Source organism: Paenibacillus sp. GM1FR (assembly GCF_002803315.1).
Classification (GTDB): domain Bacteria; phylum Bacillota; class Bacilli; order Paenibacillales; family Paenibacillaceae; genus Paenibacillus; species Paenibacillus amylolyticus.
In genome coordinates this window covers 1,300,084-1,325,606 of sequence record NZ_MKZL01000011.1, presented here as the reverse complement: position 1 = coordinate 1,325,606, position 25,523 = coordinate 1,300,084, and the positions used below count along the sequence as shown (strand labels likewise).

17 protein-coding genes and 2 pseudogenes are annotated in these 25,523 nt (G+C 44.4%); 14 read left to right on the top strand and 5 right to left on the bottom strand.

All coding sequences use genetic code 11. From position 1 onward, the window contains the following. Positions 1 to 84 precede the first annotated feature (84 nt). The 3 genes from PAEAM_RS11595 (at position 85) to PAEAM_RS11585 (ending at position 3,339) form a co-directional block, all read left to right on the top strand. Positions 85 to 1,308, top strand: coding sequence for a sensor histidine kinase (locus PAEAM_RS11595; RefSeq protein ID WP_100527597.1), 1,224 nt, complete (start codon positions 85 to 87; stop codon positions 1,306 to 1,308). Continuing rightward, the gene (locus PAEAM_RS11590; protein WP_100527596.1) at positions 1,305 to 1,952 is read left to right on the top strand and encodes a response regulator; all 648 of its coding nucleotides are present in this window, start codon (positions 1,305 to 1,307) and stop codon (positions 1,950 to 1,952) included. Before PAEAM_RS11595 ends, PAEAM_RS11590 begins: the two co-directional genes overlap by 4 nt. A 112-nt stretch (positions 1,953 to 2,064) precedes the next feature. After that, positions 2,065 to 3,339: an alpha/beta hydrolase gene (locus PAEAM_RS11585; RefSeq protein ID WP_243391312.1), complete on the top strand. Its 1,275-nt coding sequence runs from the start codon at positions 2,065 to 2,067 to the stop codon at positions 3,337 to 3,339. 220 nt (positions 3,340 to 3,559) lie between these two features. Here the strand turns inward: PAEAM_RS11585 and PAEAM_RS11580 are convergent, their stop codons facing one another. Beyond that, positions 3,560 to 3,919, bottom strand: coding sequence for a DUF3221 domain-containing protein (locus PAEAM_RS11580; protein WP_100527595.1), 360 nt, complete (start codon positions 3,917 to 3,919; stop codon positions 3,560 to 3,562). A 173-nt stretch (positions 3,920 to 4,092) separates the two neighbouring features. Between PAEAM_RS11580 and PAEAM_RS11575 the strand changes: the two genes are divergently transcribed. Together PAEAM_RS11575 and PAEAM_RS11570 are read left to right on the top strand one after the other, a co-directional pair. Next, positions 4,093 to 4,395 (top strand): immunity 53 family protein, encoded by a 303-nt coding sequence (locus tag PAEAM_RS11575; RefSeq protein ID WP_243391311.1) that lies wholly within the window; start codon positions 4,093 to 4,095, stop codon positions 4,393 to 4,395. A 41-nt stretch (positions 4,396 to 4,436) separates the two neighbouring features. After that, a complete protein-coding gene (locus PAEAM_RS11570) occupies positions 4,437 to 4,808 on the top strand; it encodes a hypothetical protein (RefSeq protein ID WP_100527593.1) in 372 nt (123 codons plus the stop codon). A gap of 285 nt (positions 4,809 to 5,093) precedes the next feature. On the opposite strand, the pseudogene PAEAM_RS11565 reads toward PAEAM_RS11570, so the two are convergent. Beyond that, positions 5,094 to 5,707, bottom strand: a pseudogene (locus PAEAM_RS11565) (TetR/AcrR family transcriptional regulator). A 176-nt stretch (positions 5,708 to 5,883) separates the two neighbouring features. Between PAEAM_RS11565 and PAEAM_RS11560 the strand changes: the two are divergent. Further along, on the top strand, positions 5,884 to 6,621 hold the full coding sequence (locus PAEAM_RS11560) for an SDR family NAD(P)-dependent oxidoreductase (protein WP_100527592.1): 738 nt from the start codon (positions 5,884 to 5,886) through the stop codon (positions 6,619 to 6,621). Between the two features lie 128 nt (positions 6,622 to 6,749). On the opposite strand, the gene PAEAM_RS11555 is transcribed toward PAEAM_RS11560, so the two are convergent. Continuing rightward, the gene (locus tag PAEAM_RS11555) at positions 6,750 to 7,622 is read right to left on the bottom strand and encodes a helix-turn-helix transcriptional regulator (RefSeq protein ID WP_100527591.1); all 873 of its coding nucleotides are present in this window, start codon (positions 7,620 to 7,622) and stop codon (positions 6,750 to 6,752) included. A 208-nt stretch (positions 7,623 to 7,830) separates the two neighbouring features. Here PAEAM_RS11555 and PAEAM_RS11550 point away from each other — a divergent pair, with 208 nt between their 5' ends. The 8 genes and pseudogenes from PAEAM_RS11550 to PAEAM_RS11515 all read left to right on the top strand — a co-directional run bounded on the left by PAEAM_RS11550 (position 7,831) and on the right by PAEAM_RS11515 (position 24,859). After that, on the top strand, positions 7,831 to 14,214 hold the full coding sequence (locus PAEAM_RS11550; protein ID WP_100527590.1) for a rhamnogalacturonan lyase family protein: 6,384 nt from the start codon (positions 7,831 to 7,833) through the stop codon (positions 14,212 to 14,214). 285 nt (positions 14,215 to 14,499) lie between these two features. Further along, positions 14,500 to 16,212: a sensor histidine kinase gene (locus PAEAM_RS11545; RefSeq protein WP_100527589.1), complete on the top strand. Its 1,713-nt coding sequence runs from the start codon at positions 14,500 to 14,502 to the stop codon at positions 16,210 to 16,212. Beyond that, a complete protein-coding gene (locus tag PAEAM_RS11540) occupies positions 16,209 to 17,615 on the top strand; it encodes a response regulator transcription factor (RefSeq protein WP_100527588.1) in 1,407 nt (468 codons plus the stop codon). The genes PAEAM_RS11545 and PAEAM_RS11540 overlap by 4 nt, the downstream gene beginning before the upstream one ends. Positions 17,616 to 17,866: 251 nt before the next feature. Beyond that, the gene (locus tag PAEAM_RS11535; protein WP_100527587.1) at positions 17,867 to 19,603 is read left to right on the top strand and encodes a type 2 periplasmic-binding domain-containing protein; all 1,737 of its coding nucleotides are present in this window, start codon (positions 17,867 to 17,869) and stop codon (positions 19,601 to 19,603) included. A gap of 60 nt (positions 19,604 to 19,663) precedes the next feature. Next, positions 19,664 to 20,578 (top strand): ABC transporter permease, encoded by a 915-nt coding sequence (locus PAEAM_RS11530; RefSeq protein WP_047843154.1) that lies wholly within the window; start codon positions 19,664 to 19,666, stop codon positions 20,576 to 20,578. A 13-nt stretch (positions 20,579 to 20,591) separates the two neighbouring features. Further along, positions 20,592 to 21,485, top strand: a complete 894-nt coding sequence (locus PAEAM_RS11525) for a carbohydrate ABC transporter permease (protein WP_100527586.1) — start codon at positions 20,592 to 20,594, stop codon at positions 21,483 to 21,485. Positions 21,486 to 21,507: 22 nt separating this feature from the next. Next, complete coding sequence (locus PAEAM_RS11520; RefSeq protein WP_100527585.1) at positions 21,508 to 23,136, top strand: glycoside hydrolase family 13 protein; 1,629 nt, start codon at positions 21,508 to 21,510, stop codon at positions 23,134 to 23,136. Between the two features lie 52 nt (positions 23,137 to 23,188). Next, positions 23,189 to 24,859, top strand: a pseudogene (locus PAEAM_RS11515) (glycoside hydrolase family 13 protein). Positions 24,860 to 24,961: 102 nt separating this feature from the next. Here PAEAM_RS11515 and PAEAM_RS11510 read toward each other — a convergent pair. Beyond that, positions 24,962 to 25,243 carry a GNAT family N-acetyltransferase gene (locus PAEAM_RS11510; protein WP_036615433.1) on the bottom strand — a complete coding sequence of 94 codons (282 nt, stop codon included), beginning with the start codon at positions 25,241 to 25,243 and terminating at the stop codon, positions 24,962 to 24,964. After that, entirely contained in the window at positions 25,236 to 25,487 is a 252-nt protein-coding gene (locus PAEAM_RS11505; RefSeq protein WP_100527584.1) for a (4Fe-4S)-binding protein, read from the bottom strand. Before PAEAM_RS11505 ends, PAEAM_RS11510 begins: the two co-directional genes overlap by 8 nt. Positions 25,488 to 25,523 lie beyond the last annotated feature (36 nt).

Here is a 25,523-nt window from a genome sequence, read left to right as displayed (position 1 = left end):
GTCAATGATCGGTACAGTAATGTACCGTTTTTTTTGTGTTTAGAGAGATTGTTTTGAGATAGTACTTGATAGAGGTGATCAAGCATGAGTGATTATTCGAAAGACAAACCGTATACAAGCTCCCGATCTGATATCCAAAATGTTCTGCGTGATTCTCGTCTGCCTGCTTTGATCTGGGGCATTCTGATTTATTTTTCTGCATTGTACTCCCAGCTACCGATGTTGCCAACATGGTTTGAATTTATGATGTTTACAGCTCTCATTCTGGTTCACGTTCTGCTGCATTGGTATGCAGGATACGTTGTCGATCGAAGACCCTGGATTTATATTGTGACACAAGGATGTATTGTCTGGGGGTGTGCGTTATTCATGCCTAATGCTCATTCTCTCATTTTTGTAAGTCTATTGACGGCTTTGGCCGGTCAGAGTATTGGCGTATACGCTCAACGGATGAAGGTGCTTCTGGTATGTACCTTTTACTGTACCTTGTTTTCTGCCTCCCTGGTTTGGCTCGGGACTACCGAGGATTTGCCATCTACAGTACCATCGCTCTTCTTCATCATGTTTTTCGTAATCGGCTATGCTGCTTTGTTCTATAAACAAGTTCGTGCCAAATTGCGGACCCAGTCGTTTTTACGTGAATTGGAACGAGCGCACAGGAAAGTGGAGGAGCTAACGATTGCCAATGAACGTCAAAGGATGGCCCGTGATTTACATGATACCCTTGCACAAGGGCTGGCAGGTCTTATCATGCAGCTTGATGCCGTGGATGCGCATTTAGAAAATGATAATAACCATCGTGCCCACGAGATTGTTCAGTTGTCAAAAGCCCAAGCAAAGCGCACGCTTTCAGAAGCGAGAAGCGCAATTGACGACTTGCGTTCGTATTCTGCAGAGGTCATAGATATTTCTAAAGCAGTGAAGGAAGAGGCTGAACATTTCTCACATATAACAGGGATTCGTGTTGTCACTCGGTTATCGATGCCCCATCTGGTGGTGCCGAAGTTGATCTTCGAACATAGCTTACATATCATCCGAGAATGCTTGGCCAATACAGCTAAATATGCTAATGCTACGAATGTAGAAATCGTGGTTGCTGCACGGGAAAAGGAAGTCGAGCTAAACATAACGGATGACGGAATAGGGTTCGATACCAACCTCATCGAGAAACAATCCGGTAGTTATGGTTTAATTGGTTTATATGAACGAACTCGAATTATGGACGGGGAGATCGAAATTGAAAGCGGAAAGCAAGGAACCCAAGTTTCTGTTCGCATCCCATTACAGCAGGAGGAAACCAACGCATGACAATCAAGATTCTTATCGTGGACGACCATTTCGTCGTTCGGGAGGGACTTAAGCTGATCCTGGAAACCAATCAAAGGTACGAGGTAATTGCAGAAGCATCTAACGGTAAGGAAGCGATTCGACGGGTAGATACTTACAATCCGGACATAATTCTATTGGATTTAAACATGCCTGAAATGGGCGGCCTGGATACCATGACAGCGCTCAGAGCTAAAGGAATGGATATACCGATCATTATTTTGACTACATATAACGAGGATGAAATGATGATCCGCGGGCTGGCTTTAGGTGCTAAAGGGTATTTGCTAAAGGACACGGGAAGAGAGATGATATTTCGCTCGATTGATGCAGCGATGCGGGGAGAAACGTTGCTACTTCCGGAGATCAGCGAGAAAGTATTTGCTCACAAGACATCAGAAAAGGCGAAAGAATCATCCTCGACGAGGATATCTCTCACAGACAAAGAGCTAATCGTGCTTCAAGCGATTGCCCGTGGCTCTCGAAGTAAAGAAATCGGCTTTGATATGGGCATATCCGAACGGACTGTAAAGACTCATTTAACGAGTATCTACAATAAATTGGGTGTAGATTCGAGACCGCAGGCCGTCGCCGTCGCGGTAGAACGTGGAATCTTGCATTTATAATCGAACATTTCATAGATTTGCCCGATCGTACATTTGGGGATTGCCCTTTTGTACGATTTTTTATTTTTTTCCTCCGTTTATGATAGTTGCATGAATACAAATTGGAGGAAAAATGATGAAAAAAAGACTGACAACGATTCTCGCAACTGTTCTCTCACTGACCATGCTCTCCGCCTGCAGTAGCACGAATAGCGGGACTTCCACACAGGAGGAAATTCCTAAACCTGAAAATAGTGTTGCTTCCGATCAGAATGAGTTTCCGAAACCAATGGGAAGTTATACGGTCGGGCGTACACAGATGGACTTCAAGTACACAGCATCAGACCATTCAGAAAGAGAACTGACGGCATTATTTTTCTATCCGTCCGACAGCAGTGAAGGCAAGCCGACGGCAGAATATGCATTTCCAGAGTTTCATTCACTAAGGGATGAGCTTCTCGTTAGATTAGGGGGCACAGCGGGTGGCGAGCAGCTATTTGATTCCAATTTCAAAACGTGGTCTTACGACGATCTGGCCTTGTCTGAAAAGGAAAAACAATATCCGGTTTTATTCTATTCTCATGGTGCAGGCGCTTACCCGCAGCAAGGTACTTTGTTCGCTCAAGACCTGGCAAGCGCTGGCTATATTGTGGTATCCATCGGCCATGCCAAAAGTGGTGTGTACAAACTTAAAGATGGACGAACGGTTGGATTGTCAGAGAAATTTATGGACGAAGTAACGAAATACGGAATGGAAGCGGCCACCCTAACTCCACCTGAAATTGTGACAGAGAAGCTTGAGGTAGAAGAAGCTATTGAGATTGCTCGCAAATTAACTTCCGCGCCTGAAGCAGTCAAGTTTGCAAAATATGCCGTTTTACAGAGCGAGGATATTCGATATGTTGCAGATAACTTGTACAAAATGAATACAGGTGACATGGAATCCATGTTTAAAGGCAGATTGCAGCTTGATCTCGGTATGGGTGTGTTCGGACATTCTTTTGGAGGAACGACAGCGGCAATTGTTAGCCGTGATGATGATCGATTTGTCGGCGCTGTAAACCTTGACGGTAATATGTTAGGTGCCTTGGATAGTGATTTTAAGAAACCCTTCATGCAGCTCAGCACTGTACTTGCCTATAATACGAATGCATTTCTTCTTGAATCCAACAGCAAGGACACCTACTTTGCCATTATTGATAATGTAGTCCATGGTGACTTCTCCGATTCCTTGTTTACAACTACGGATAAAGCATCCAGAGGAACCCGGGACGCGATGGAACAGCGCAACATTATCACTTCTTATACAAAGGCGTTCTTTGATAAATATATGTTGAAAAAGGATGCGGATATTGATAGCCTTACCTTTGACGGCGTAGAGATGATTAAAAAACCTCAAAAGCCTTAGTATTGATTTGCCTGAATTTCGGGAGGGTTTATCGCGTAATAAAAGGAGAGAACCGGGTGGTCGGATTTAACTGCACGTGATTCAACTCTGATCTTGAAATTAAAATGATAAAGAGACCTTACTTTTGCTTTAAAACGTTAAGGTCTTTTTATCATTTGGGGAAATATATTTCGAATGAGAGAATGATACATAACTTAAAATAGTTCATATTTAATAAGTTTTAATCATTGATTTTTTCAATACTCACAACGGTTCTAATGGGTGGCGAGGGTTCTAGTTGGTCAAAGCCAGTAGTAATTCTTACTCTTTGCCCTACCTCAATTGTTTCATATGTTTCTCTATTGACCAAATAATACGAACCTTCCTGGTCTTGTGCTAATTCTATAAAATCCTCAAGATTTCCATTCTCCAGGTCTTCCTTACTTACATTTTGAAGAACAAGAAATTTGTACTTGTCATTTTCATCTGTTTTAAATACTACAGTGCCCTCGAAAACTGGATAATTCTCTTTCTCATCCTTGTTAGAACAGCCCGAAAGTATAATCATACTAATGAAGATAAACAATATTATTTTTTTCATAATGACCTCCTTGATTTGAAATAAAGTTTTCCCCTTGTTTTTAAGTATACCCTACATAAAAAAAGTAAATTATTACTAAAAGGTAATTCATACGAAAAAAGTATGCAACATGGCATGAGAATTCCTTTAAATAATAAGTCCCTAGAGTAGAAAAAACAAAAAAAGAGGTCACGATGATGGATATCCTAAAATGGATTCAAAGCTGGTATTATGAAAACTGTGACGGTGATTGGGAGCATTCATACGGTGTGCGAATTGATACGGTGGATAATCCTGGTTGGTCTGTCGAAATCGATTTGACGGATACCTATTTAGAAGATGTGCCATTTGATTCGATTGAAGAAGAGAGAAATGAAGAAGATTGGTTCTACTGTATCGTGAGAGATGGAGTGTTTTACAGTGCAGGGGGAGCAAAAAATTTAGAAGAAATGCTTAATTGCTTCAAAAATTGGGCTTCAAGTTTGGATAGAAGTTAATAATGCACTAACCATCGGGAGTAATCTAAGGAGAGAATCGGATGTATCTAAAAGAATTTGATTTGGATTTACCGTATATTGTAGATGATGAAAATATTGAATCTATAATAAAAAAACAAAAATGTGAGTACAACGAAGCAACCTCCAGGATTGAAGATGGTATCTGGAAAGTGATTGGTAATGCTCCAATACCTAGGATGACATTTCCCATGTACAAAGAGGAAACTGAAGATGGATATACATTGGTAGATCATAAGGGTGATATTGTGACTGAAACTCCCAGTGCTTCACAGATTGAAGTTGCCTCCGAACTGGAATCTTGGTCACCTGTTAGTTTAGAAAAAGCAGTCATTGCTAGATTTGTAACTGGAGAATGGGACCCGTATTATAATGATTTAATTTATATAGAGTAGTCTATGTTCAATGGTCTAGAGAAAAGGACATAGTCCGTTTACCGCTTGGGCTTGTATCTAATTAATTTTCACTTAGGCATGCATTTATTTTGAGGATTTCATTCCTCTCGTGTAAATGACATGCCCGTTTTTATTTATGCTTTAAATCCCCTTGTGATTTTGCGTCCTGTTGGTGTCTGGGCATGTCCCTGAGTAATCAGGAGCATCTGCTCCATCTGCAACTAGCCTGTTATCTAAAGCAGACATATCGTTCATCGTGATGTTCACAAATCAACTTACTTGAGATCAAGATTCAAACGTGTTACCGACATAATGAAAAGAGTGAATATGCGTTTTGGTGAGATCAATCACGTTTTTGATAAATGCCTCACGTGATTCACGATATCCGCTTAATATCCAATTATTTAATAGTCCAAAAAAACCGTAGGCGGTATAGTACTTGAAATAATCCATATTAACTGGGGAGTTGTTGATCGTCTCAAAGACAAATTGCTCCTGATAGATTTTGAGTATGGTTTGCGGAAAGCCTGTATGTAGACCGGGTAACGTATCATCGTATTGAATCAGTTCGAAGAAATCACGGTGCTCGTAGATATAATCCACGATTTGAAAAGATTCGGCATCCAGCTTGTTTGTTGAAACCTTTTGACCGTGCCAATAAGGTTTGCCTACTGCGCCCCTCAATCCTTCGAGTGTCATACTCAACAACTCTTCGGCGAGAATATATTTATCCTGGTAGTGTAAATAAAACGTGCTGCGATTATAACCCGCCTGATCAACGATGTCTTTGACAGAAACACCATGGAATCCTTTTTTCTTAATGAGCTGAATCAGAGCAGTTTTAGGTGCTCCTTGGTTCGATTACGATGTTGAGATGTCACAATAAGTTCATTATTCATTCAAAAAAACTCCTATAAATATAGACATAGTTTTATAAAGTGTCTACGAGGTAGACACTTGGTCACATCTTAATGATTGGATTGTTACAATTTTAAGCATAAAATAAGTTTTGTAAACATCATATAGCACTATTTATATAGGCGCTATTCAAAATATTATACTGGGGGATTTATTCATGGGCAAACTTCAAGATAAAGTTGCAGTCATCACAGGAGGAGCATCCGGGATTGGTGCAGCGACAGCTTGCTTATTCGTTTCCGAAGGAGCTAAAGTGGTCTTGGTGGATCTGAATGAAGAAAAAGGTAAGGCGTTTGAGCAGGAACTGAAAGCGCTTAAAGCAGAGGCTCTCTTTATTAAAGCAAACATAACAAGTGAAGAAGAGGTTTCTGAGATTTTCAAACAAACCGTAGAAGCATTTGGTCAAGTCGATATCGTATTCAACAATGCGGGAATCGGACGTGTTCATCCCACGCATGAGCTTGATTATGCCGAATGGCGCAATACAGTCAATGTTGATCTGGACGGCGTATTCTTGGTTGCACGTGAAGCGATTCGCGAAATGCTCAAAATTGGTGGAGGTACAATCGTCAACACGGCTTCCATGTACGGATGGGTTGGTTCACCTGGCTCTGCAGCCTACAATGCAGCTAAAGGCGGCGTTGTGAACCTGACTCGTTCGCTCGCGCTGGAGTATGCTGAGCAGAATATTCGGGTGAACTCCCTTTGCCCTGGCTTCATCGATACACCGATTATCCCGGAAGAGAGCAAACAAGCACTTTCAGCGGCAACACCAATGAAACGTCTGGGTCAAGCAGATGAGATGGCAAAAGCCGTTCTGTTCCTGGCTAGCGACGATTCTTCATATATGACAGGAAATAGCTTGATCATAGACGGAGGATACACCGCTCAATAAGTGTAGCAATTATCGAAGCACACAAAGAACATAGTTCCATTAAAAGTCGCTATTCTAGCGGCTTTTTTTATTGTATTGGTATAAGAGCAGTTCCCAATTCAAGGACAACTAGCAAACAGCGAGGTTAGCTATTCATAATAGATGGCCTCATAAGGAAACTCTAACTTATTCAAGCGATATTCTTTGGGCGACATGGACATATATTGCCGAAAAACTTTGCCGAAATAGCTGGGACTCTCAAACCCGCATTGTTGACCAATCTGAGAAATCGGAAGTTCCGTTGTGCGGAGTAGTCGGATTGCAACCTCAATGCGTCTGTCTTTGAGATAGGCTAGCGGTGATGTTTTCTCGGATTTCTGAAATAACCTGCACAAGTAGTGTTTATTGATATCGCAATGGCTGGCTAGAAGATCCAACGTCAATGGAGATGCATAATTCTCTCGGATGAACTTTTTACATTTCTCAATCGTTGTTATGGATAGGGCACCGATATCCTTCTCCACATCCCGACTCGTCTGTACCAGGATAAGCAACCACCGATAGATTTGCATGGACAAGCGATACTTGTCCGTAACCTTCTCTTGATGAATCAAATGGATAATTTGCCATAACTCTTGAATCAAGGGAGAGTCCGCGTTTCGTCGAATGACATGTCCCTCATTATCATGCATCATATCCCAAATTCGGTTAGCTTCATCCCCGCGAATGTTGATCCATATAAATTCCCATGGTTCGTTGTTCTCTTGTTTATAGTAATAGCAATGTTCTCCTGCAATTTTGACAAGTAGGGCATGTCCCTTCGGTAAAGGGAGCGTTTGATTGTCAATATCCAGATAACCCTGGCCATTAAGCGTGTATTGAAAAACGACGTGCCCCGGGTCCGGTCTATCATCACTTGGACAACGATATTCCTCGCTAGAAACGATCTGCCATCCAATAGAGTCCAGTGTCATGATTGATGTATCGTCATTACGAAAAGCATAAGAAACCGTATGAACCATCGTTTCATCTCCTTCCTAAAAAAGTCAATTATCTTATATAATACGTCACATTTTTTAGATTGTCTGTCTTTTTTTAGACCTGTAAGATAAATGTAAGCGGTAACATAAAAAGGAGGTGGCTGTAAATTGTGTTCATATGACAACAAGCTGGGCAGGATCGAACTGATGATTCTAAAAATGAATTTTTAGATAAGGGGGAGTTAATCGAATGATCCGAAGAACTGTTTCCATCCAAAAATCGATGTTTGTCTCTTTTTTAGCACTCCTTATGGTTATTTCACTGGCTGTTCCTCCGGCGCCGATACGTGCAGAGTCATCAAGCAGCCTGCCGGGTCGCCAAGCTGAGTATCTTAACCGGGGTTTGGTTGCGGTTCTCGTAGACAACGGCGTTTTTTTAAGCTGGAGGTATTTAAACAACGATCCAGATGATATCGCTTTTAATATATATAAAAACGGAACCAAAGTGAACGCATCGCCCATAAGCGATGTGACGAACTATGTGGACACCACTGGTTTCGACAGCTCGCAATATCAGATCTCCACCGTTATTGCAGGCAAAGAGCAAATGCAACCGGAGGTTGTATCGGTCTGGCATAACGATTATCTGCCTATTCCGCTCGATAAACCGGCCGATGGTCGGACCAAGGATGGCGGAACGTACTCCTATTATGCTGGAGATGCTTCAGTAGCTGACTTGGACGGGGATGGCGAATATGAAATTGTTTTCTTGTGGAGTCCGAGCAATTCCAAGGACAATTCGCAGGCCGGTTATACCGGCAATGTCTATATCGATGCCATCAAACTGGACGGCACCAAGCTGTGGAGGATTGACCTGGGAGTCAACATCCGCGCCGGAGCGCATTATACGCAGTTAATGGTGTATGACCTGGATGGCAACGGAAAGGCAGAGGTTGTTGTCAAGACGGCGGACGGCACGAAGGATGGCCAAGGCACAGTCATTGGTGATGGCACGAAGGATTATCGCAACGACGGCGGATACATATTGTCAGGTCCAGAATATCTCACGCTGTTTAACGGTGAGACTGGCGCGGCTGTATCCACTGTGAATTATGATCCTCCAAGAGGCAACGTCAACGATTGGGGTGACGGCTATGGCAACCGTGTAGATCGGTTCCTTGGCGGCATCGCTTATCTGGACGGTACGAAGCCAAGTGTCGTGATGAGCCGGGGGTATTATACCCGCACAGTGCTTGTTGCTTATGATTATGTTGGCGGGGAACTCGTCAAACGCTGGACGTTCGACACAAACGAAGCAGGATCACAATATCAATCACAGGGCAACCATAATCTAAGTGTGCTGGATGTCGACAAGGACGGCAAGGACGAAATTATGTTTGGCGCCTTGGCCATTGATGATGACGGCAGCTTGCTGTACAGCACCGGACTCGGCCACGGTGACGCCATGCACGCCGGCCAGCTCGATCCGAACCGGGAGGGTTATCAGGTCGTAAGCGTGCATGAGCATTCGGATGCGGCATACGGACTGGAGATGCGCGATGCGGCAACAGGTGAAATCCTCTGGGGTGAGAAAACAGGTTTTGACACCGGTCGCGGGATGTCGGCGGACATTGATCCCAACTATCCGGGTTACGAATCATGGGCCACGACCGTTACCAACGGGCAAAGTGTACCTGTAACCAATACCTATTCTGCAGCAGGAGAGGCTATCTACACTGTGGACGAAGGGCCCAAAACCGCCAATTTCGCCATCTGGTGGGATGGAGATCTTCAGCGGGAGCTGTTGGACCATGAGTGGGATAATAGCTCAGCCAAAGGTATTCCACTCATCTATAAGTGGGATTACCAAAACAAAAAGCTGAATGAAATCTTCCGGGCGACCGGTACGTTAACGAACAACCATACCAAAGGCAATCCGGCACTTCAGGCGGACATTCTGGGCGACTGGCGTGAGGAGCTTCTGTTGCGGAGCGAAGATAGTTCGGAGTATCGTCTCTACACAACGACCATTCCTTCAGACTATCGCATCCCTACGCTGATGCAGGACCCTGTGTATCGACTTGGCGTAGCCTGGCAAAATGTAGCCTACAACCAGCCGCCTCATACCGGCTTTTATCTTGGAGCGGAAGCTACAGCATTCCCTAAAGCCGATCTGACTCTGACCCGCGAAGCTGAAATGCTGGAGCCGGTCTACCGCTTTAATTTCGGTACAGAGACTGCGTCAGGAAGTACGAACATACAGGATACGCTCTACGCACAAGATCCGGGATACGGCTTCAAGGATACAAGTGATGTTACGGTAGGGGCAAACCAGGTCTCGGTCGCTACAGGTACGACATTTTCTGTTGACCTGCCAAATGCCAACTATAAGGTGACGCTGCGATTGGGCAATGATAAAAAAGACTCGAACGTTGGAGTCAAATCCGAATTCGTCCAGAAGCTCGCCTTAACCAATGTGACAGCAGGAGCACCACTGGAGTATTCCTATGATGTTGCATTGGTGGATGGACAGCTCGATCTTCTCTTCACGGGTACAGCCATAGACATCCAAGACGTCATCATCGAGAAATATCCAGAGAAAGCGGCTGGTGCGGCAACGACGATCTATATGGCTGGTGATTCAACCATGCAATCGTACAGTGAAGCGCAGGCTCCTCAAGAAGGATGGGGGCAGCAATTCGGACGTTATTTCTCCAATGGGGCAGTGATCGTGAACGATGCGATCGGCGGTCGAAGCAGCAAATCGTTTATGGTAGACGGTCGTCTCGATACGATCCTGCAGCGAATTAAGCCGAGGGACTTCTTCTTCATTTCCTTTGGTCATAACGACGCGAGTGCAGGGATACCGGACCGTTACGCATCACCAGAGGACTATAAGATTTACTTGGCTCGTTATGTAAATGGTGCCAAACAGCGCGGCGCTACACCGGTATTGCTCACTCCGGTTGGACGCAGAGATTTCAACACGGTGACTCAAGAATTCAACGTCAGCTTCCCGGCATACGTTCAGGCTGCCAAAGAAGTGGCAGAAGAGCTTGACGTGCCGCTGATTGATCTGAGCAAGTTAAGTATTGCGTACTACGACAAAATTGGTAATACCGCTACGGAAAAAGTATTCCTATATGCTAATCCAGGTGAATATCCAAAATATCCGAATGGGATCAACGATAATACGCATTTCAGCAGCTATGGTGCACAGAAAATCGCCGGACTCGTTGCTGGTGCAGTCAAAGACATGGAGCTGAGCATTTCATCACTGGTCATCGACCCGGATATTTCCGAGCCAGAACCAGAGCCGGAAGCCCAGCTATATGAGGAGGACTTTGAAGGCGACGCTGCCAACTACCAATATGCGATGGTCAATGCCACGGGTATTGCAGGAACCATGACAGGAACCGTTGTTGAACAGTCTGGAAATAAGGTACTGTCCGTCGCGGGTTCCGGATCGGGTAATCGGGCCAAGGTATTCCGTCTGTTCGATGCCGTAAACGGCGATCAAGTGAACGTGAATTTTGACTGGCAATCCGGTAATGTGAGTGCCTATCCATCAGAAGGTCACCTCACAATACAGGATTCTAACGAAAATGCCCTGTTCACGCTGTATACCAAAACCGGAAGCACCAAAATTCATTATTTTGTCGGTGCATATAACCCAGACTACGGCACAGGTGATACAGCCATACCCGAAGGGGGAACGGCTACAGATATTTCCAAGAACCAGTGGGTCAATGTGGATGCAACCGTTAATTTTGCCGAGAAGACATTGGATCTGACATTAACGAACCTAGCCGATCCGACAGTTACCCAAACGATTGCAGATATCTCGCTGAGTTCCGGTGCATATGCGGACAACGTCAGATCCATGCGGTTCCTGGGAACGAGAAAAGGCGGTGGAGGCACGTTGAACTGGACTACCCAGATCGACAACGTGCGGATTGAAGGCACTCAGCTCTCTTCGGAGAGTGGCGATCAGACGGCCTTAATCGCTCTGTACGATGAGATCAAAGCACTGAATCTGTCGGATTATACAGATGCATCGAAGGCCGTGGTGAACCGGGCTTTGGCAGCTGCGGAAGCTATATTCAATACGGAAGCCACGCAAGCTCAAGTTGACCATGCGTTTAATATGTTAACTGTTGCGAAGGATTCATTGACAAGTGAACCAACCGAAGAGATAAGTGAATACAAATTTGACTTTGGTTCTGGCGGCGCAGCCGACGGATACATCAAGGTAGATGCCAAAAGAGCGTACATTGAAGGCAATGGGTACGGCTTTGCTGATACTGCGCTGACCAAAGATGAGAACCGGGGAACCGGAGATCTGCTCAAGGAAGATTTCACACGAGTAAACGGTACCTCCTTCCTGGCGGAAATGGAGCCGGCGAATTACCGGGTAACGATGACCATCGGGGATGCGGAGGAATCAACCAGCGCAAATGTGGTTGTAGAGCAGATGACAAAGCTGCCGCTTACAAGCATTGCCAAGGGCGAATTCAAAGAAATCACGTATGACGTTGCCCTGATCGATGGGGTCTTTAACTTCAACTTTACCGGTAATGCACCAAAGATCAATGCGCTGAAGCTGGAGCGACTGCCAGATCACAGTGCAAGTGATAAACCAGTTATTTATTTGGCCAGCGATTCCACGGTGGCCAATTACGCGGAAAACTATCGTCCGCAAGCGGGCTGGGGAGAAACGTTGGGTGGATTTTTTGATCCAAATGAAGTCAGTATTGATAACCGGGCAGTTGGAGGTTTGAGTAGTAAAACCTTCCTGGTCGGTGGATATCTCAACGATATTTTACTCGACATTCAAGAAGGTGACTATTTGTTTATGCAGTGGTCTCATAACGACTCCACACCTTCACGTCCAGAGCGTTATCTTACGCCCGAGCAGTTCAAGGTATATTTGAAAGAATACATTAACGGCGCTCTGCAGAGAGGTGCGATTCCGGTTCTGGTCACACCAGTGAACCGTCGTGATTTTACCGGAGAGGTGCTGAACAAAAGCTTCCCGGAATACGTACAGGCGATGAAAGAAACGGCGCAGGAAACGGAAACGCTTATCATCGATCTGAACCAAGCCAGTTGGGAGCATTTCCAGGAGCTTGGCACAGAAGGAACCAAATCGATATTCATGTGGGTAGGCACAACGGAAGACAATACACATTTGCAAATGAACGGTGCAATCAAGGTGTCTGAACTCGTAGCACGCCTTGTGAAGGAATTGAATATACCTTTATCTGATTTTGTTACGTTGGAAGGAGAATCTCCGGAGCAGAAGGCCCCGCATACTACGGCAACTGTGGAAGGAGAATTGCAGAACGGCTGGTATACTTCTCCGGCACAAGTAACCTTCACAGCAAGCGATGAAGATTCCGAAATTGAAGGGACCTATTATCAAATTAATGGTGGCGAAACGGTAAGTGGTACACAGTTGACTCTAACTGAAGAAGGTACACATACCATCACCTACTGGAGTGTCGATGTCGACGGTAACAAAGAGAGTGAACAGTCTTTGTCCATATCCATTGATCTCGTACCTCCAACCATTGAAATTCATGGTCAAACCGAGTACACCATTGATCAGCAGGTGGAAATTGGCTATACAGCCTCCGATTCGGTATCCGGTGTAGAAGAACCAGAGGGTGTGCTTCTCGACACTCCTGCGTATACACTGGAACCCGGACTGAACCAGGTTACGGCAACCGTCTCCGATTTGGCTGGGTGGGAACAGACTGTAGAATATAGTTTTGCAGTTATTGCTACATTCGACAGCCTGATTAATCTGACCAACGCCTTTGCTGATGAATCGATCGATCCTAATGCTGGTGTTCTTGCTGATCAGCTTGCGAATACCTTACAACTGGCCAAACAGGCAGCAAACGATCATGAAGGAGCAAAAGCGCGTCAACTGCTTGCATCCTACGGTAATGACGTTCAAGCAGCTAGAGGAACCGTATTTACGGATGAGCAGACAAGTGTGCTGATTAAGTGGGAGGAATGGCTCCATCAGACAACGCCACTTGCAAACGGTGCCCCAGGCACTCCGGTGTTATCTGATAATAATGGTTACGACACGGGGCTCAAAGACGGAGACTATACAATCACGATGAGTCTGTGGTGGGGAAATAACGGTAATCAGTTCAAGCTGTATGAGAATGGTGAACTGATTAAAGAAATTTCTCTGGTCGATCAATCCCCGTCCGCCCAATCTGTTCAAGTTGATATTACTGGAAAGAAAAATGGCACCTATATCTATACTGGAGAATTGATCAATGCACTGGGTTCAACCATGAGTGTTCCACTAACAGTCATCGTCACGGATGCTTCCCCGGGGCAAGCTGTTCTGTCGAACGACAACTGGGACGGTGACGGCAACTATAATGTCACCATGAATCTGTGGTGGGGAACAAACGCAACCGAATACGAACTTTACGAAAATGGTGTATCGATTGACACACAATCGCTACAATCTCATTCGCCTGGTGCACAGTCTGCGGTTACCTCAATCTCTGGAAGAGTACCTGGAATCTACGAGTATGAAGCTGTACTTCGTAATTCTTCAGGGGAAACCAGATCACACAAATTAAATGTGACGGTACGAGAGTAGACTGAAATGTTGGAGCATTCCATTAACAAGAAGTAATTACAACTGAAGTAAGGTACGCATATAAAAAGTGCTATTCCTCATCATTTTGAGGAGTAGCACTTTTTATATGGCACAGTATGAAAGCGTTTGACTTATTTCAATATCAATCTATAATGATGAAAGGAAATTGGACTTGGACGAGGCCTATGGAGAAAACGATAACCGGCATAGCTGTAAGTATATCCACAGCAAGCTTCCATACGCAGGAGGCTTGCTGTTTCATTTTCAGAAGGAGAATAGGTTCCCATGACACTTAAAAAAAGAATATTTTTACTGTTCTTTCTCAGTGCGTTTATCCCCTTTATCAGTATATTTGCAATTTCTTATTATACGATCGACTCCATTTTCGCAAATAAGATCGATGATGGTATCCGCAGCAATTTACAACAGGTGACATCCTCATTGGAGAATTCCATCACCAATCTGAATCATGTGACGCAACAATTATCTTACAGGGGTACTTTAGGCAAAAGAATGGATGAATTCTTGAATCCGTCCTCCGATATCTTCGAACTGATTGAGGCCAGGGACGAAATAAAGAACGAGTTAAGTGTTGTCACCTTCACCAATCCTAATATCGGATTAACTCTGTATTACTTTCAAAAAGAAGGTACTACTCAGTTCGGCAACTTTCCAATCAAGGATCGTTTCTCTCCTGAGTCTCTGCCTGTGCTCTTCCAAACCTATGGCATTAAGTACTATGGCCCCCATATGAGTATGAACCGATTCGATGATCAACTCGTTCTGTCTGCTATGCGAAAAGTACAACTTTCCGAGAGGAACGACGTGTTCATTTACGTAGAATCAGGCTTTCGCCTCACACAGGATATCTTGGGCTACAATCAATACAACGGCGCATTGTCTCATCTCATCCTGGATGGTGAGGGAAACATTGTGTACAGTGAAATACCGGAAGCCATGAAGGTAGGGGAGAATTTCTCCAGCTTAACAGTTGATCCTGCCAAAGACGGGATATCCCGCGGGTATCACTGGTTCAAGGAGGATTCCTCACAGAAATGGAGTGTCGTATCGGTCATTTCGCAGTCTCAATATCAACAGGAGAAAAACCAGTGGTTGCTTCAAATTTTGCTGGTCGCTTTATTTTTCCTCGGCTTTACCGTGTTTCTCGCTTGGCTTCTGTGGAAGATGGTCTACAAACCACTCGGTCTGTTTCATTCGGAGATCAATGGAATGTCCAAAAATCCACAAACAAAAGGGAGCCGAGCTCGCACTCAGATTCCCGAATTTGATTTTCTGTTGGGTGAATTTTCGAACATGCAGCATCAGATTGGTGACCTCTTCAAGGAAGTACAGCAGAAAGAGAAGATTCGTGCAGACCTGGAAGTGGAAAAGCTGCTCTATCAGATCAACCCGCACTTTCTGATGAATACGCTCGATACAGTGCACTGGCTGGCCGTCATGAACGGACAAGGGGAGATCGACAAGCTGGTGCAGTCATTGAACAAGCTGCTCTATTACAATCTAGGCAAATTAGGGCAAGTATCCACCATGGAAGAGGAGATCGATGCGTTAAGACAGTATCTGATTTTGCAGCAAATTCGCTATGACTTTGAATTTGACGTCCGTATTACTGCAGATGAACAAGTGCTTCAAATTCCTGTGCCCCGCTTCATTCTGCAACCGCTGGTTGAAAATTCGTTATATCATGGATTGAGTGACGAAGGTTTTATTCAGATTGAAGTGACATGCACTTCAACATTGAACATTATGATACAAGATAATGGCGCAGGTATGACTGAGGGAACCATTCATAATCTGCTGAACAATCGTGAAGCTGAACAACAAAAAGTAGGGATGGGCATCGGACTCAATTACGTTCACCGCATGTTGAAAGCACAGTACGGGGACCAAGCACAACTGGTGATTGAGAGTGAATTGGGAACAGGGACAAGCATACTGCTCGTATTGCCTATTAAAGGAGAAGATATCTCGGCATGATTAAGGTATTGATTGTAGATGATGATAAGCTGGTACGCAAAGGTATTAGCTCTGCGATGCCATGGAACGAGTTCGACATGGAGGTTGTAGGAGAAGCAAGCAACGGGTTGAAAGCACTGGATTTTCTGAAAACCCAACCGGTCGATCTGATGCTAACGGATCTTGCGATGCCCGTCATGTCAGGGATCGAACTGATGCGAGCTGCGAGGCAGCTCTATCCCGAACTTCATATCGTTGTGTTAACACTGCATCAGGATTTCGATTATATCCAGGAAGCGCTAAGACTGGGAGCCATCGATTATATAGCCAAAGTGCAGCTGGAGAAAGAGCAATTCGAACATGTTCTGCAACGGATTCATACCCGAATTAACGGGTTGACAAGCACAATAAGAAAGATGCCTTCGCTGGATGAAATCAATGTCCATTATCCAAATGTGTATGCTTTTGTTTCACAAGATCGGAAATCAGAGCATAAGTGGCCAATGGAGCTAACTGCGCATGAAGATGAGATAAGATGGGAGGTTGAGCGTAATAGCTGCATGTGGGCTACATCCCCGTCCGAAGAGGATCAACTATTTCATCAATTAAAGGAATGCCTGCATCAAGTTCCCCAGTGTACGTTGTTGGTTTTGTCTGATGTACAAGAGCAAACATGGTCGCAAATCAAAAACTGGATTATGAATTATACAGAGACGTCTTTATTCTATGTTTACAACCCCAATAACCAAGTCATTACCGTTTCGATGAAGAAGGAAGACACATGTTCAAATGAACCACAGGATGAGGACCTTGACCGGATTAAACAAATTTGGTTCCAAACCCCATGGACCCACCACGACAGTTACTACAATCAACTCATTGACCAGTTTATATCCTTACGATTACATAAAGGTCAGTTGATGGGATTGCTGTACTCGATCGTGATGGAGTGGAACCACCTTTTTGCCCAAACTACGCTTGGAAGAATCTCGATGATCCATTCTTTCGGTTCTTGGTACGAGGTTGAAGAATGGATCAAACAGACTGCTGCAAGCATTCGCAAGGCTGATGAACAGACTTCGTACTCACAGGAAATCATCGATGCCGTGAAAAAAGCGGTGATGATCGTGCAGCAGGATTTGGAACAGGCCTATACGGCTTCAGGTCTCTCCCAACAACTCAACATCAGCCGAAGTTATTTCAGTCAATGTTTCAAAGATCTGATGGGGAAAACCTTTAATGAGTACTCCCGCTTCATCCGGGTAGAGAAATCCAAAGAGTACTTGCTCAATACGAATAATACGATTTTCTGGATTGCGGAGCGAGTGGGTTATTCGGATGAAAAATATTTCAGCCGGATTTTCCGCGAACTGACAGGTCTTCTGCCAAGCGAATATCGGCAGCTAGGTAGAGGAAATAAATAGCCGACAGCTTCCTGTTTTAGGAGCTGCCGGCTTTTGTTTTGATCGAGAAGAGGGGTAGATAGACAAATGTTAGTCAGTAGGTAGGGTAAATGATCACAAGTTAACCATACTTCATCATACGGACTGAAAACTGTAACCATTTCTCTATCCAAACGGACGTGTAATCCCTATCTCGATTGGCCTTCACTTCATTTTATAATGAAAGCGTAAACAAATATATTGAACATCAGAATAAAGGGGAATCGAACTAGATGAGAACAAAATGGTCTATGAAAAGCAAACGGGTGACAAAGCGCCTGGCCGTGCTGTCCATGTCCGCCTTGATGATTGCAGCCCTCGCGGCATGTGGAGACTCTTCCAATCCTCCTACTGCAGAGGAAGCAGGCAAATATGAGGTAACGCCGGGAGATCCGTTCAGTGCCTATAAAGACGAAATAACCGTAACCATGGGACGGGTAACCACAGCCAACCCAAAACTGCCGGCTGGTGATACCTATGAGAACAACGCATATACTCGGCTGGTCAAAGACACGTTTAACGCTCAGATTACAGACCAATTTGAAGCCAATGGTGAAGATTATAGCCGTCAAGTTTCGCTTGCCATCGCATCCGGGGAATTGCCTGACATGATGCGTGTTGATTCCAAAGATGAACTGAAAGAACTGGTGGATAACGATCTGATTGAGGATCTGACCGCCATTTATGATCAATATGCAACGGATAACATCAAGCAGATGTACGATTCCTATGATGGACGTGCATTAGACAATGCAACAATCGATGGACGTTTGATGGGCCTTCCGGCGACTTCCCTGGATTCCGCACCAACGATGGTTTGGGTTCGTCAAGATTGGCTGGATCTGCTGGGGATTCAACTGGATGCAGACGGAGACGGTGCCCTTTCACTGGATGAAGTGGAGAAAACAGCGCTGGAATTCCTGAAAAGAGATCCTGGCCAATCCGGGAACCCGGTAGGTATTCCATTTGTGAACACGATGAATACAACAGATTATAATGGCTCTGCTTATACGATGCTGGGTGTGGCCTCAACCGAGGGAGCCTTCCCGCAATATTGGATGAATGGTGAAGACGGCAAAATCGTGTATGGTTCCACAACAGAAGAAACGAAGCAGATGCTGGGCACCATGGCGGATTGGTTCAAGAATGGCATTATCGACCCGCAATTCGGAACCCGCACCTTTGACGATATTACCGCACTCTACGCCAATGGCCAAAGCGGTATTGCCTTTGGACCGTGGCATATCCCTGACTGGGGACTGATCAGTGCAAAACAGATGGATAAAAATGCGAAATTCTCGGCTTATACGCTGGAGGATGCAAATGGCAAGGTCAACGTGGCGCATGCCAATCCATCCAATCAGTTTATCGTGGTGAGAAAGGGATATGAACACCCTGAACTGGCCGTTAAGATTGTAAACCTGTTCTACGATAAACTGGCCAATGATAAAGATGCCACAACAACCATGCCGGAAGCTGCGAAATATCAGGAGACCGGGGTAGACGGATCTACGAGACCTTTTAATATCGAAGTCAACTCGGCTACATCGCTGCTGGATGATTACTCTGACGTTGTTCGAGGAATCAAAGGAGAGATTTCCCTGGATGAGGTTCGCACTACCGAATCGAAGAACAATATCGGAAGCATCAAAACCTATTTGAGTGACATGGATACGGATGATGTGACTGCTTGGTCTAAATATCATTCGCGGATCAACGGTGTTGGACTGATCGACAAACTGACACAAGAAAACAAATTTGTATGGATGACACCTGCTTTCTCTGGCACTACACCAAGCATGAAACAGACGTGGGCCAATCTGACAAAGTTGGAGCAGGAATCGTTTATCAAAATTGTAACGGGTTCAGAACCGCTCGATTATTTCGATACATTCGTCAGCAATTGGAAGAAACAAGGTGGTGATCAAGTCATTCAGGAAATTGAAGACGAGATCGCATCGAAACAATAATATCCATGAACAGTGGAAGGGCTGCGATACGCAGCCTTTCTTCAGGAAAGGGGTTCATCCATGAAACAGGGGAATTGGAAAGCGAGAGGGCGGCTCGGCCCAGGTGCCATGTACCATATGATGATGCTTCCGGGCATTTTGTTTTTGCTTGTATTCAGCTATGTTCCAATGGTCGGCATCATTACGGCGTTCCAGGACTATATACCGGCCAAGGGCATGTTTGGCTCCGAATTTGTAGGCCTGAAGCATTTTATGTATATGTTCAAGCTTCCGGATATCGCGCAGGTCGTCAGCAATACGTTGGTGATTGCGATTGGCAAGATTCTGCTCGGAACGATGATGGCCATCATTTTTTCCGTTTTATTAAATGAAATTCGTATCAAATACGTTAAAAAATCTGTGCAGACGATTGTTTATCTGCCACACTTTCTATCCTGGGTTGTACTGGCATCGGTTGTTGTCAACATGTTCAGTTTGGATGGCATTGTGAATCAAATGTTGGCGTTCTTTGGCCTCGAAAATATTAATTTCCTTGGCAGCAACACCTGGTTCCAGCCACTGATTATCGGTACAGACGTATGGAAAGAGTTTGGTTACAGTTCCATCGTTTATCTGGCTGCAATTACGTCCATTGATCCCGGTCTGTATGAAGCGGCAGGAATGGATGGAGCAAGTTGGTGGAGAAAAGTGTGGCATATTACATTGCCAGGCATGCTGCCTATTATTCTGCTCATGGGCGTAATGAGCTTGACCAACATTTTGAGCGCCGGTTTCGATCAAGTCTATAATCTGTATAACCCGGTTGTCTATGAGTCAGGCGACATTCTGGATACTTATGTCTATCGGATCGGTCTCGTTGGACGACAGTATAGCTTCGGTACGGCAGTTGGCTTGTTCAAGTCCGTCATCGGTATTGTTTTGCTCATGTCTGCCAACCAGTTGGCCAAAAAATATACGGACAGAAAAATATTCTAAGGAGGCCAAACCTGTGTCCTATTCTGCAAACTTAAAAGATCGAATCGGCCGGTTTGCCATCTATGCCATCGTCATCATGCTGGCATTGGTCTGCCTTCTTCCGTTATGGAATATCGTCGCCATTTCATTCAGCAGCAGCGAGGCAGTATCCGCGAACGCAGTAGGTCTCGTTCCAGTTAATTTCACAACAGCAGCGTATACCAAAATTATCGAAGATGCACAGTTCTGGCGCTCCTTTGGTATATCCGTTCTACGTGTTGCGCTAGCTCTTGTGCTTAACATGATTTTGATTATTTTGATGGCTTATCCACTATCCAAATCGAAAAGGGATTTTAAAGGCAGAAACATTTATATGAATATCATGATTTTTGCCATGTTGTTCAGTGGAGGCATGATTCCGAGTTACCTGCTGATCAAAAACCTGGACATGCTGAATACGATCTGGGCACTTGTTCTGCCAGGCGCTGTCCCCATATTCAGTGTCATTCTCGTGATGAATTTCTTCTCCGCTGTACCTAAAGCGCTTGAAGAAGCAGCATTCATCGATGGGGCCAATCCGCTCCAGGTATTGTTCAAAGTGTATGTTCCCGTATCCATTCCTGCACTGGCGACAGTCGCCTTGTTCAGTATCGTGGGTACGTGGAATGACTTTTTCGGCGGGTTGATCTATATGACCAAAGTGAGTAATTATCCGCTAATGACCTATATTCAGTCCCTTAACGTGAATATTGCTGATTTGCTTCAAGCGGGCACCAATTCCAGCGAACTCAGTAACCTGACTGAAATATCGAACAAAAACCTGAATGCAGCCAAAATCGTAGTTGCTGTTATCCCGCTATTGCTGATTTATCCCTTGCTGCAAAAATACTTTGTGACGGGCATTGTTGTAGGATCGGTCAAAGAATAACCCTAGAAAGGTTGAATGGAACATGGAAAATAAAAAATGGTGGAAAGAAACCGTCGTATATCAAATATATCCACTCAGCTTTCAAGATCATAATGGTGATGGAATTGGCGACTTGGAGGGCATTGTGTCCCGATTGGATTATTTGCAGCAACTCGGCATTGGTGCGATCTGGTTATCACCTGTTTGCAAGTCTCCTCAAGATGATTACGGATATGATATTTCAGATTATCAGGACATCGATCCGATGTTTGGGTCTTTGGAAGATATGGAAACGTTAATTCTTGAAGCCAAGAAACGAGACATTCGGATCATCATGGATTTGGTTTTGAACCATACCTCGGATGAACACCCCTGGTTTCTAGAAGCCAAAAAAGGTAAAGACAATCCGTACCATGACTACTACATCTGGAGAGATGGCGTTGAAGGAACGCCCCCAAACGACTTGGGGTCCACCTTCGGTGGTTCAGCCTGGAAATGGGTGCCTGAGATCGGGCAATATTATTTACATCTATTTTCCGTAAAACAGCCTGATCTCAACTGGGAAAACCCCAAAGTCCGGCAGGAAATATACAACATGATCAACTGGTGGATCGACAAGGGTGTGGGTGGTTTTCGACTTGACGTGATCGACTTAATCGGTAAAGAACCGGATTTGAAGATTACGGGAAACGGACCTAATTTGCATAAATATATTAGGGAACTGAGCAAGGAGACATTTCAAAAAGCGGAAGACCTGCTAACGGTTGGAGAAACATGGGGCGCCACCCCGGAGATCGCCAAACTGTACAGCAACCCGGACGGAAGTGAGTTCTCAATGGTCTTCCAATTTGAACACATCAGCTTGGATGAACAAGAAGGCAAAGGAAAGTGGGATCTTAAACCTTTGGATGTGATGGCATTAAAAAAAGTGCTGTCCAAGTGGCAAACGGAGCTTAAGGGTGATGCCTGGAACAGTCTGTTCTGGAATAACCATGACTTGCCTCGAATCGTATCACGTTGGGGAAATGATGGAGAATTCCGGGTCGAATCGGCTAAAATGTTGGCTACCCTTCTTCATGGCATGCAAGGTACGCCTTACATATATCAGGGTGAAGAATTGGGGATGACGAATGTTCAATATACGATCGAGGATTATCGGGATATTGAATTGCTCAACTTTTATAAGGAAAGAATGGGCAAAGGTTATCCTGAACAAAGTGTGATGGAGTCGATCTACGCCAAGGGACGTGATAATGCACGCACACCTATGCAATGGGATACTTCGGATAACGCGGGTTTTACACAAGGGGAACCTTGGATTAAGGTGAATCCAAATTATACGCATATCCATGCCGAGGAAAGTTTGAATAACCCTGAATCCATATTCCATTATTACCGGAAGTTAATCCAATTACGAAAAGATCATGAAGTCATCGTATATGGTGATTATGAGTTGATCTTTCCAGAGAACCCAGACGTATTTGCTTATACCCGAACGTTGAATAGTACGACAATTCTTGTGGTATGCAATTTCCAAGGATATACGACTGAACTCCCGCTTCAGGAGCAATTAACAGGGGCCTATCAGCTTTTGATAGCTAACTATACAGGTGAACTCTCGGAGAGCAAATTACGTCCATATGAAGCCAGAATGTACCTTATTCATAATTAAAGCATAATACGTTATATAATGTTCAGTTCTCAAGAAAGAAGGATTATATTCAATGAAAAGAGTATGGTGGAAAGAAGCAGTAGCTTATCAAATCTATCCGAGAAGTTTTATGGATTCCAACGGGGATGGCATTGGTGACATCCAGGGGATCATATCTAAACTGGATTATATTCAAGATCTCGGTATTGATCTGATATGGATCTGTCCAATGTATAAGTCCCCTAACGACGATAATGGGTATGACATCAGCGATTACTGTTCCATTATGGATGAATTCGGCACGATGGCGGATTTTGATCAATTACTGCATGAAGTGCATCACCGCGGCATGAAACTCATCATGGACTTGGTGATCAATCATACAAGTGATGAGCACCCATGGTTCATTGAATCCAGAGCTTCGCTGGATAACCCCAAACGAGATTGGTACATCTGGAGAGATGGGAAGAATGGAGACGAACCAAATAACTGGGAGAGCATCTTTGGCGGTTCTGCTTGGGAATATGATGAAGTCTCCGGACAGTACTATCTCCATCTGTTTTCCAAGAAACAACCAGACTTGAATTGGGCAAATCAGGAGGTTCGGAAATCCATATATGAAATGATGAATTGGTGGCTGGATAAAGGGATTGATGGTTTCCGTGTGGATGCCATCAGCCATATTCACAAAGAAGAGGGTCTCTTAGACATGCCAATAAGAGAAGGCGTCAAGTACATCTCCTCTTTTGAAAAGCATATGAATGTCAAGGGAATCCAGAGCTATCTGCAAGAAATGAAAGAGAATACATTATCCAGATATGACGTCGTGACTGTTGGGGAAGCAAATGGAGTTAAGGTAGAGGACCAAGAAGATCTGCTGGATTGGATCTGTGAAGTCAGAGGGAAATTTAATATGGTCTTCCAATTCGAACACCTGGACCTTTGGAAAAACAGCACAGACAGGCAACTGGATGTTCCCAAATTGAAAAACGTCTTGACCAAGTGGCAAAAATCACTGGAAGGCGTAGGTTGGAATGCATTGTTTATTGAAAATCATGATCAGCCTCGCAAAGTTTCATCCTGGGGAAATGATACGGAGTATTGGTATGAAAGTGCCACAGCACTTGGAGCCATGTACTTTTTCATGCAAGGCACCCCTTTCATATATCAGTAGCAAGAGATAGGCATGACAAACGTAGCTTACCCTTCCATAGAGGATTATAACGACATAGCCGATCGGAATTTATATCAGATCAAACGCGAAGAGGGGATGTCGCATGAGGAGATCATTAACATCATCTGGGTTTCGAGTCGTGATAACTCCAGAACGCCGATGCAATGGTCTTCGGCCAAAGAGGCCGGGTTTACCAGCGGTACGCCATGGCTAAAAGTGAATGACAATTACGTCCATATTAATGTAGAGAAACAACTCCAGGAACCAGGTTCCATCCTTCACTTTTATAAACAAATGATTCAGCTGCGAAAAGAACACGATACGTTGACTTATGGTATTTATGAGCTTCTTATGCCGGATCACCCGAGTGTATATGCATATACACGTACACTGGCAGACCAACAGGTGCTGGTAGTAATCAATCTTTCTGAAGATATTGTGCAGCTTGGGGAAGAAGAACTCGGCCTCAACTTCTCAGAGATCTGGCTTACCAACTATGAGAATGGCTTGCTGCCACTGGTGTTGCGACCGTTTGAAACTATTGTTGGATTAAGCGATATAGTAAAGTAAAGTAGGATACGTAAAAAGAAAAAGGCGCCTATATCATTCAGAAAATGATATAGACGCCTTTTATTGTTGTGTAACCACATGAAAATCCGCTTCGAATATTTGTTATTGATGGAGAACATCCGCGTATTCGGAGATACGTTCGAAACGTCCCTTGGCAAACGGACATAGAGGTAAAATCTTAATACCGTTTTCCCGCGCGTATTCCACCATAGCTTTGATAAGTTCATCGCCAAGCCCTTGTCCTCGGTAAGCATTTTCCACCAAGGTGTGATCGATTATGTATAGCTCTGGACTCGAGATTACATAGGTCATCACCGCAGCAATATCACCGTTATCTTGAATAAGGAATCTTTTATTGGCAGGTTCATGTTCTACGTTATGCATGTTCATCCTCTTTCTTTGTTGAATATTCACCGTCCAGAAGCTTATACGTCAATGCTCCGCTTGGACATGTGTCAATATGCCGGGCAATGGCCTCCGAAGTGTCACCATCAGGATCAACCCAAGGACGCTTGCTTAAATCAAAAACAGCAGGAAGGCCCTTTACGCAAATACCGGAATGAATGCAGACATCCGAATTAAACATGACCTCGATATCTTTACCGTAATATAATCTCTCTTTAACCATAGTGCACTCACATCTTTCACTGTTGAGTTTGTTACA

What these genes read in the sequence shown, in the direction of transcription:
- PAEAM_RS11595 (WP_100527597.1), top strand. Translation starts at nt 85, where the DNA reads ATGAGTGATTATTCGAAAGACAAACCGTATACAAGCTCCCGATCTGAT.
- PAEAM_RS11590 (WP_100527596.1), top strand. Translation starts at nt 1,305, where the DNA reads ATGACAATCAAGATTCTTATCGTGGACGACCATTTCGTCGTTCGGGAG.
- PAEAM_RS11585 (WP_243391312.1), top strand. Translation starts at nt 2,065, where the DNA reads ATGATGAAAAAAAGACTGACAACGATTCTCGCAACTGTTCTCTCACTG.
- PAEAM_RS11580 (WP_100527595.1), bottom strand. Translation starts at nt 3,919, where the DNA reads ATGAAAAAAATAATATTGTTTATCTTCATTAGTATGATTATACTTTCG.
- PAEAM_RS11575 (WP_243391311.1), top strand. Translation starts at nt 4,093, where the DNA reads ATGATGGATATCCTAAAATGGATTCAAAGCTGGTATTATGAAAACTGT.
- PAEAM_RS11570 (WP_100527593.1), top strand. Translation starts at nt 4,437, where the DNA reads ATGTATCTAAAAGAATTTGATTTGGATTTACCGTATATTGTAGATGAT.
- PAEAM_RS11560 (WP_100527592.1), top strand. Translation starts at nt 5,884, where the DNA reads ATGGGCAAACTTCAAGATAAAGTTGCAGTCATCACAGGAGGAGCATCC.
- PAEAM_RS11555 (WP_100527591.1), bottom strand. Translation starts at nt 7,622, where the DNA reads ATGGTTCATACGGTTTCTTATGCTTTTCGTAATGACGATACATCAATC.
- PAEAM_RS11550 (WP_100527590.1), top strand. Translation starts at nt 7,831, where the DNA reads ATGATCCGAAGAACTGTTTCCATCCAAAAATCGATGTTTGTCTCTTTT.
- PAEAM_RS11545 (WP_100527589.1), top strand. Translation starts at nt 14,500, where the DNA reads ATGACACTTAAAAAAAGAATATTTTTACTGTTCTTTCTCAGTGCGTTT.
- PAEAM_RS11540 (WP_100527588.1), top strand. Translation starts at nt 16,209, where the DNA reads ATGATTAAGGTATTGATTGTAGATGATGATAAGCTGGTACGCAAAGGT.
- PAEAM_RS11535 (WP_100527587.1), top strand. Translation starts at nt 17,867, where the DNA reads ATGAGAACAAAATGGTCTATGAAAAGCAAACGGGTGACAAAGCGCCTG.
- PAEAM_RS11530 (WP_047843154.1), top strand. Translation starts at nt 19,664, where the DNA reads ATGAAACAGGGGAATTGGAAAGCGAGAGGGCGGCTCGGCCCAGGTGCC.
- PAEAM_RS11520 (WP_100527585.1), top strand. Translation starts at nt 21,508, where the DNA reads ATGGAAAATAAAAAATGGTGGAAAGAAACCGTCGTATATCAAATATAT.
- PAEAM_RS11510 (WP_036615433.1), bottom strand. Translation starts at nt 25,243, where the DNA reads ATGCATAACGTAGAACATGAACCTGCCAATAAAAGATTCCTTATTCAA.
- PAEAM_RS11505 (WP_100527584.1), bottom strand. Translation starts at nt 25,487, where the DNA reads ATGGTTAAAGAGAGATTATATTACGGTAAAGATATCGAGGTCATGTTT.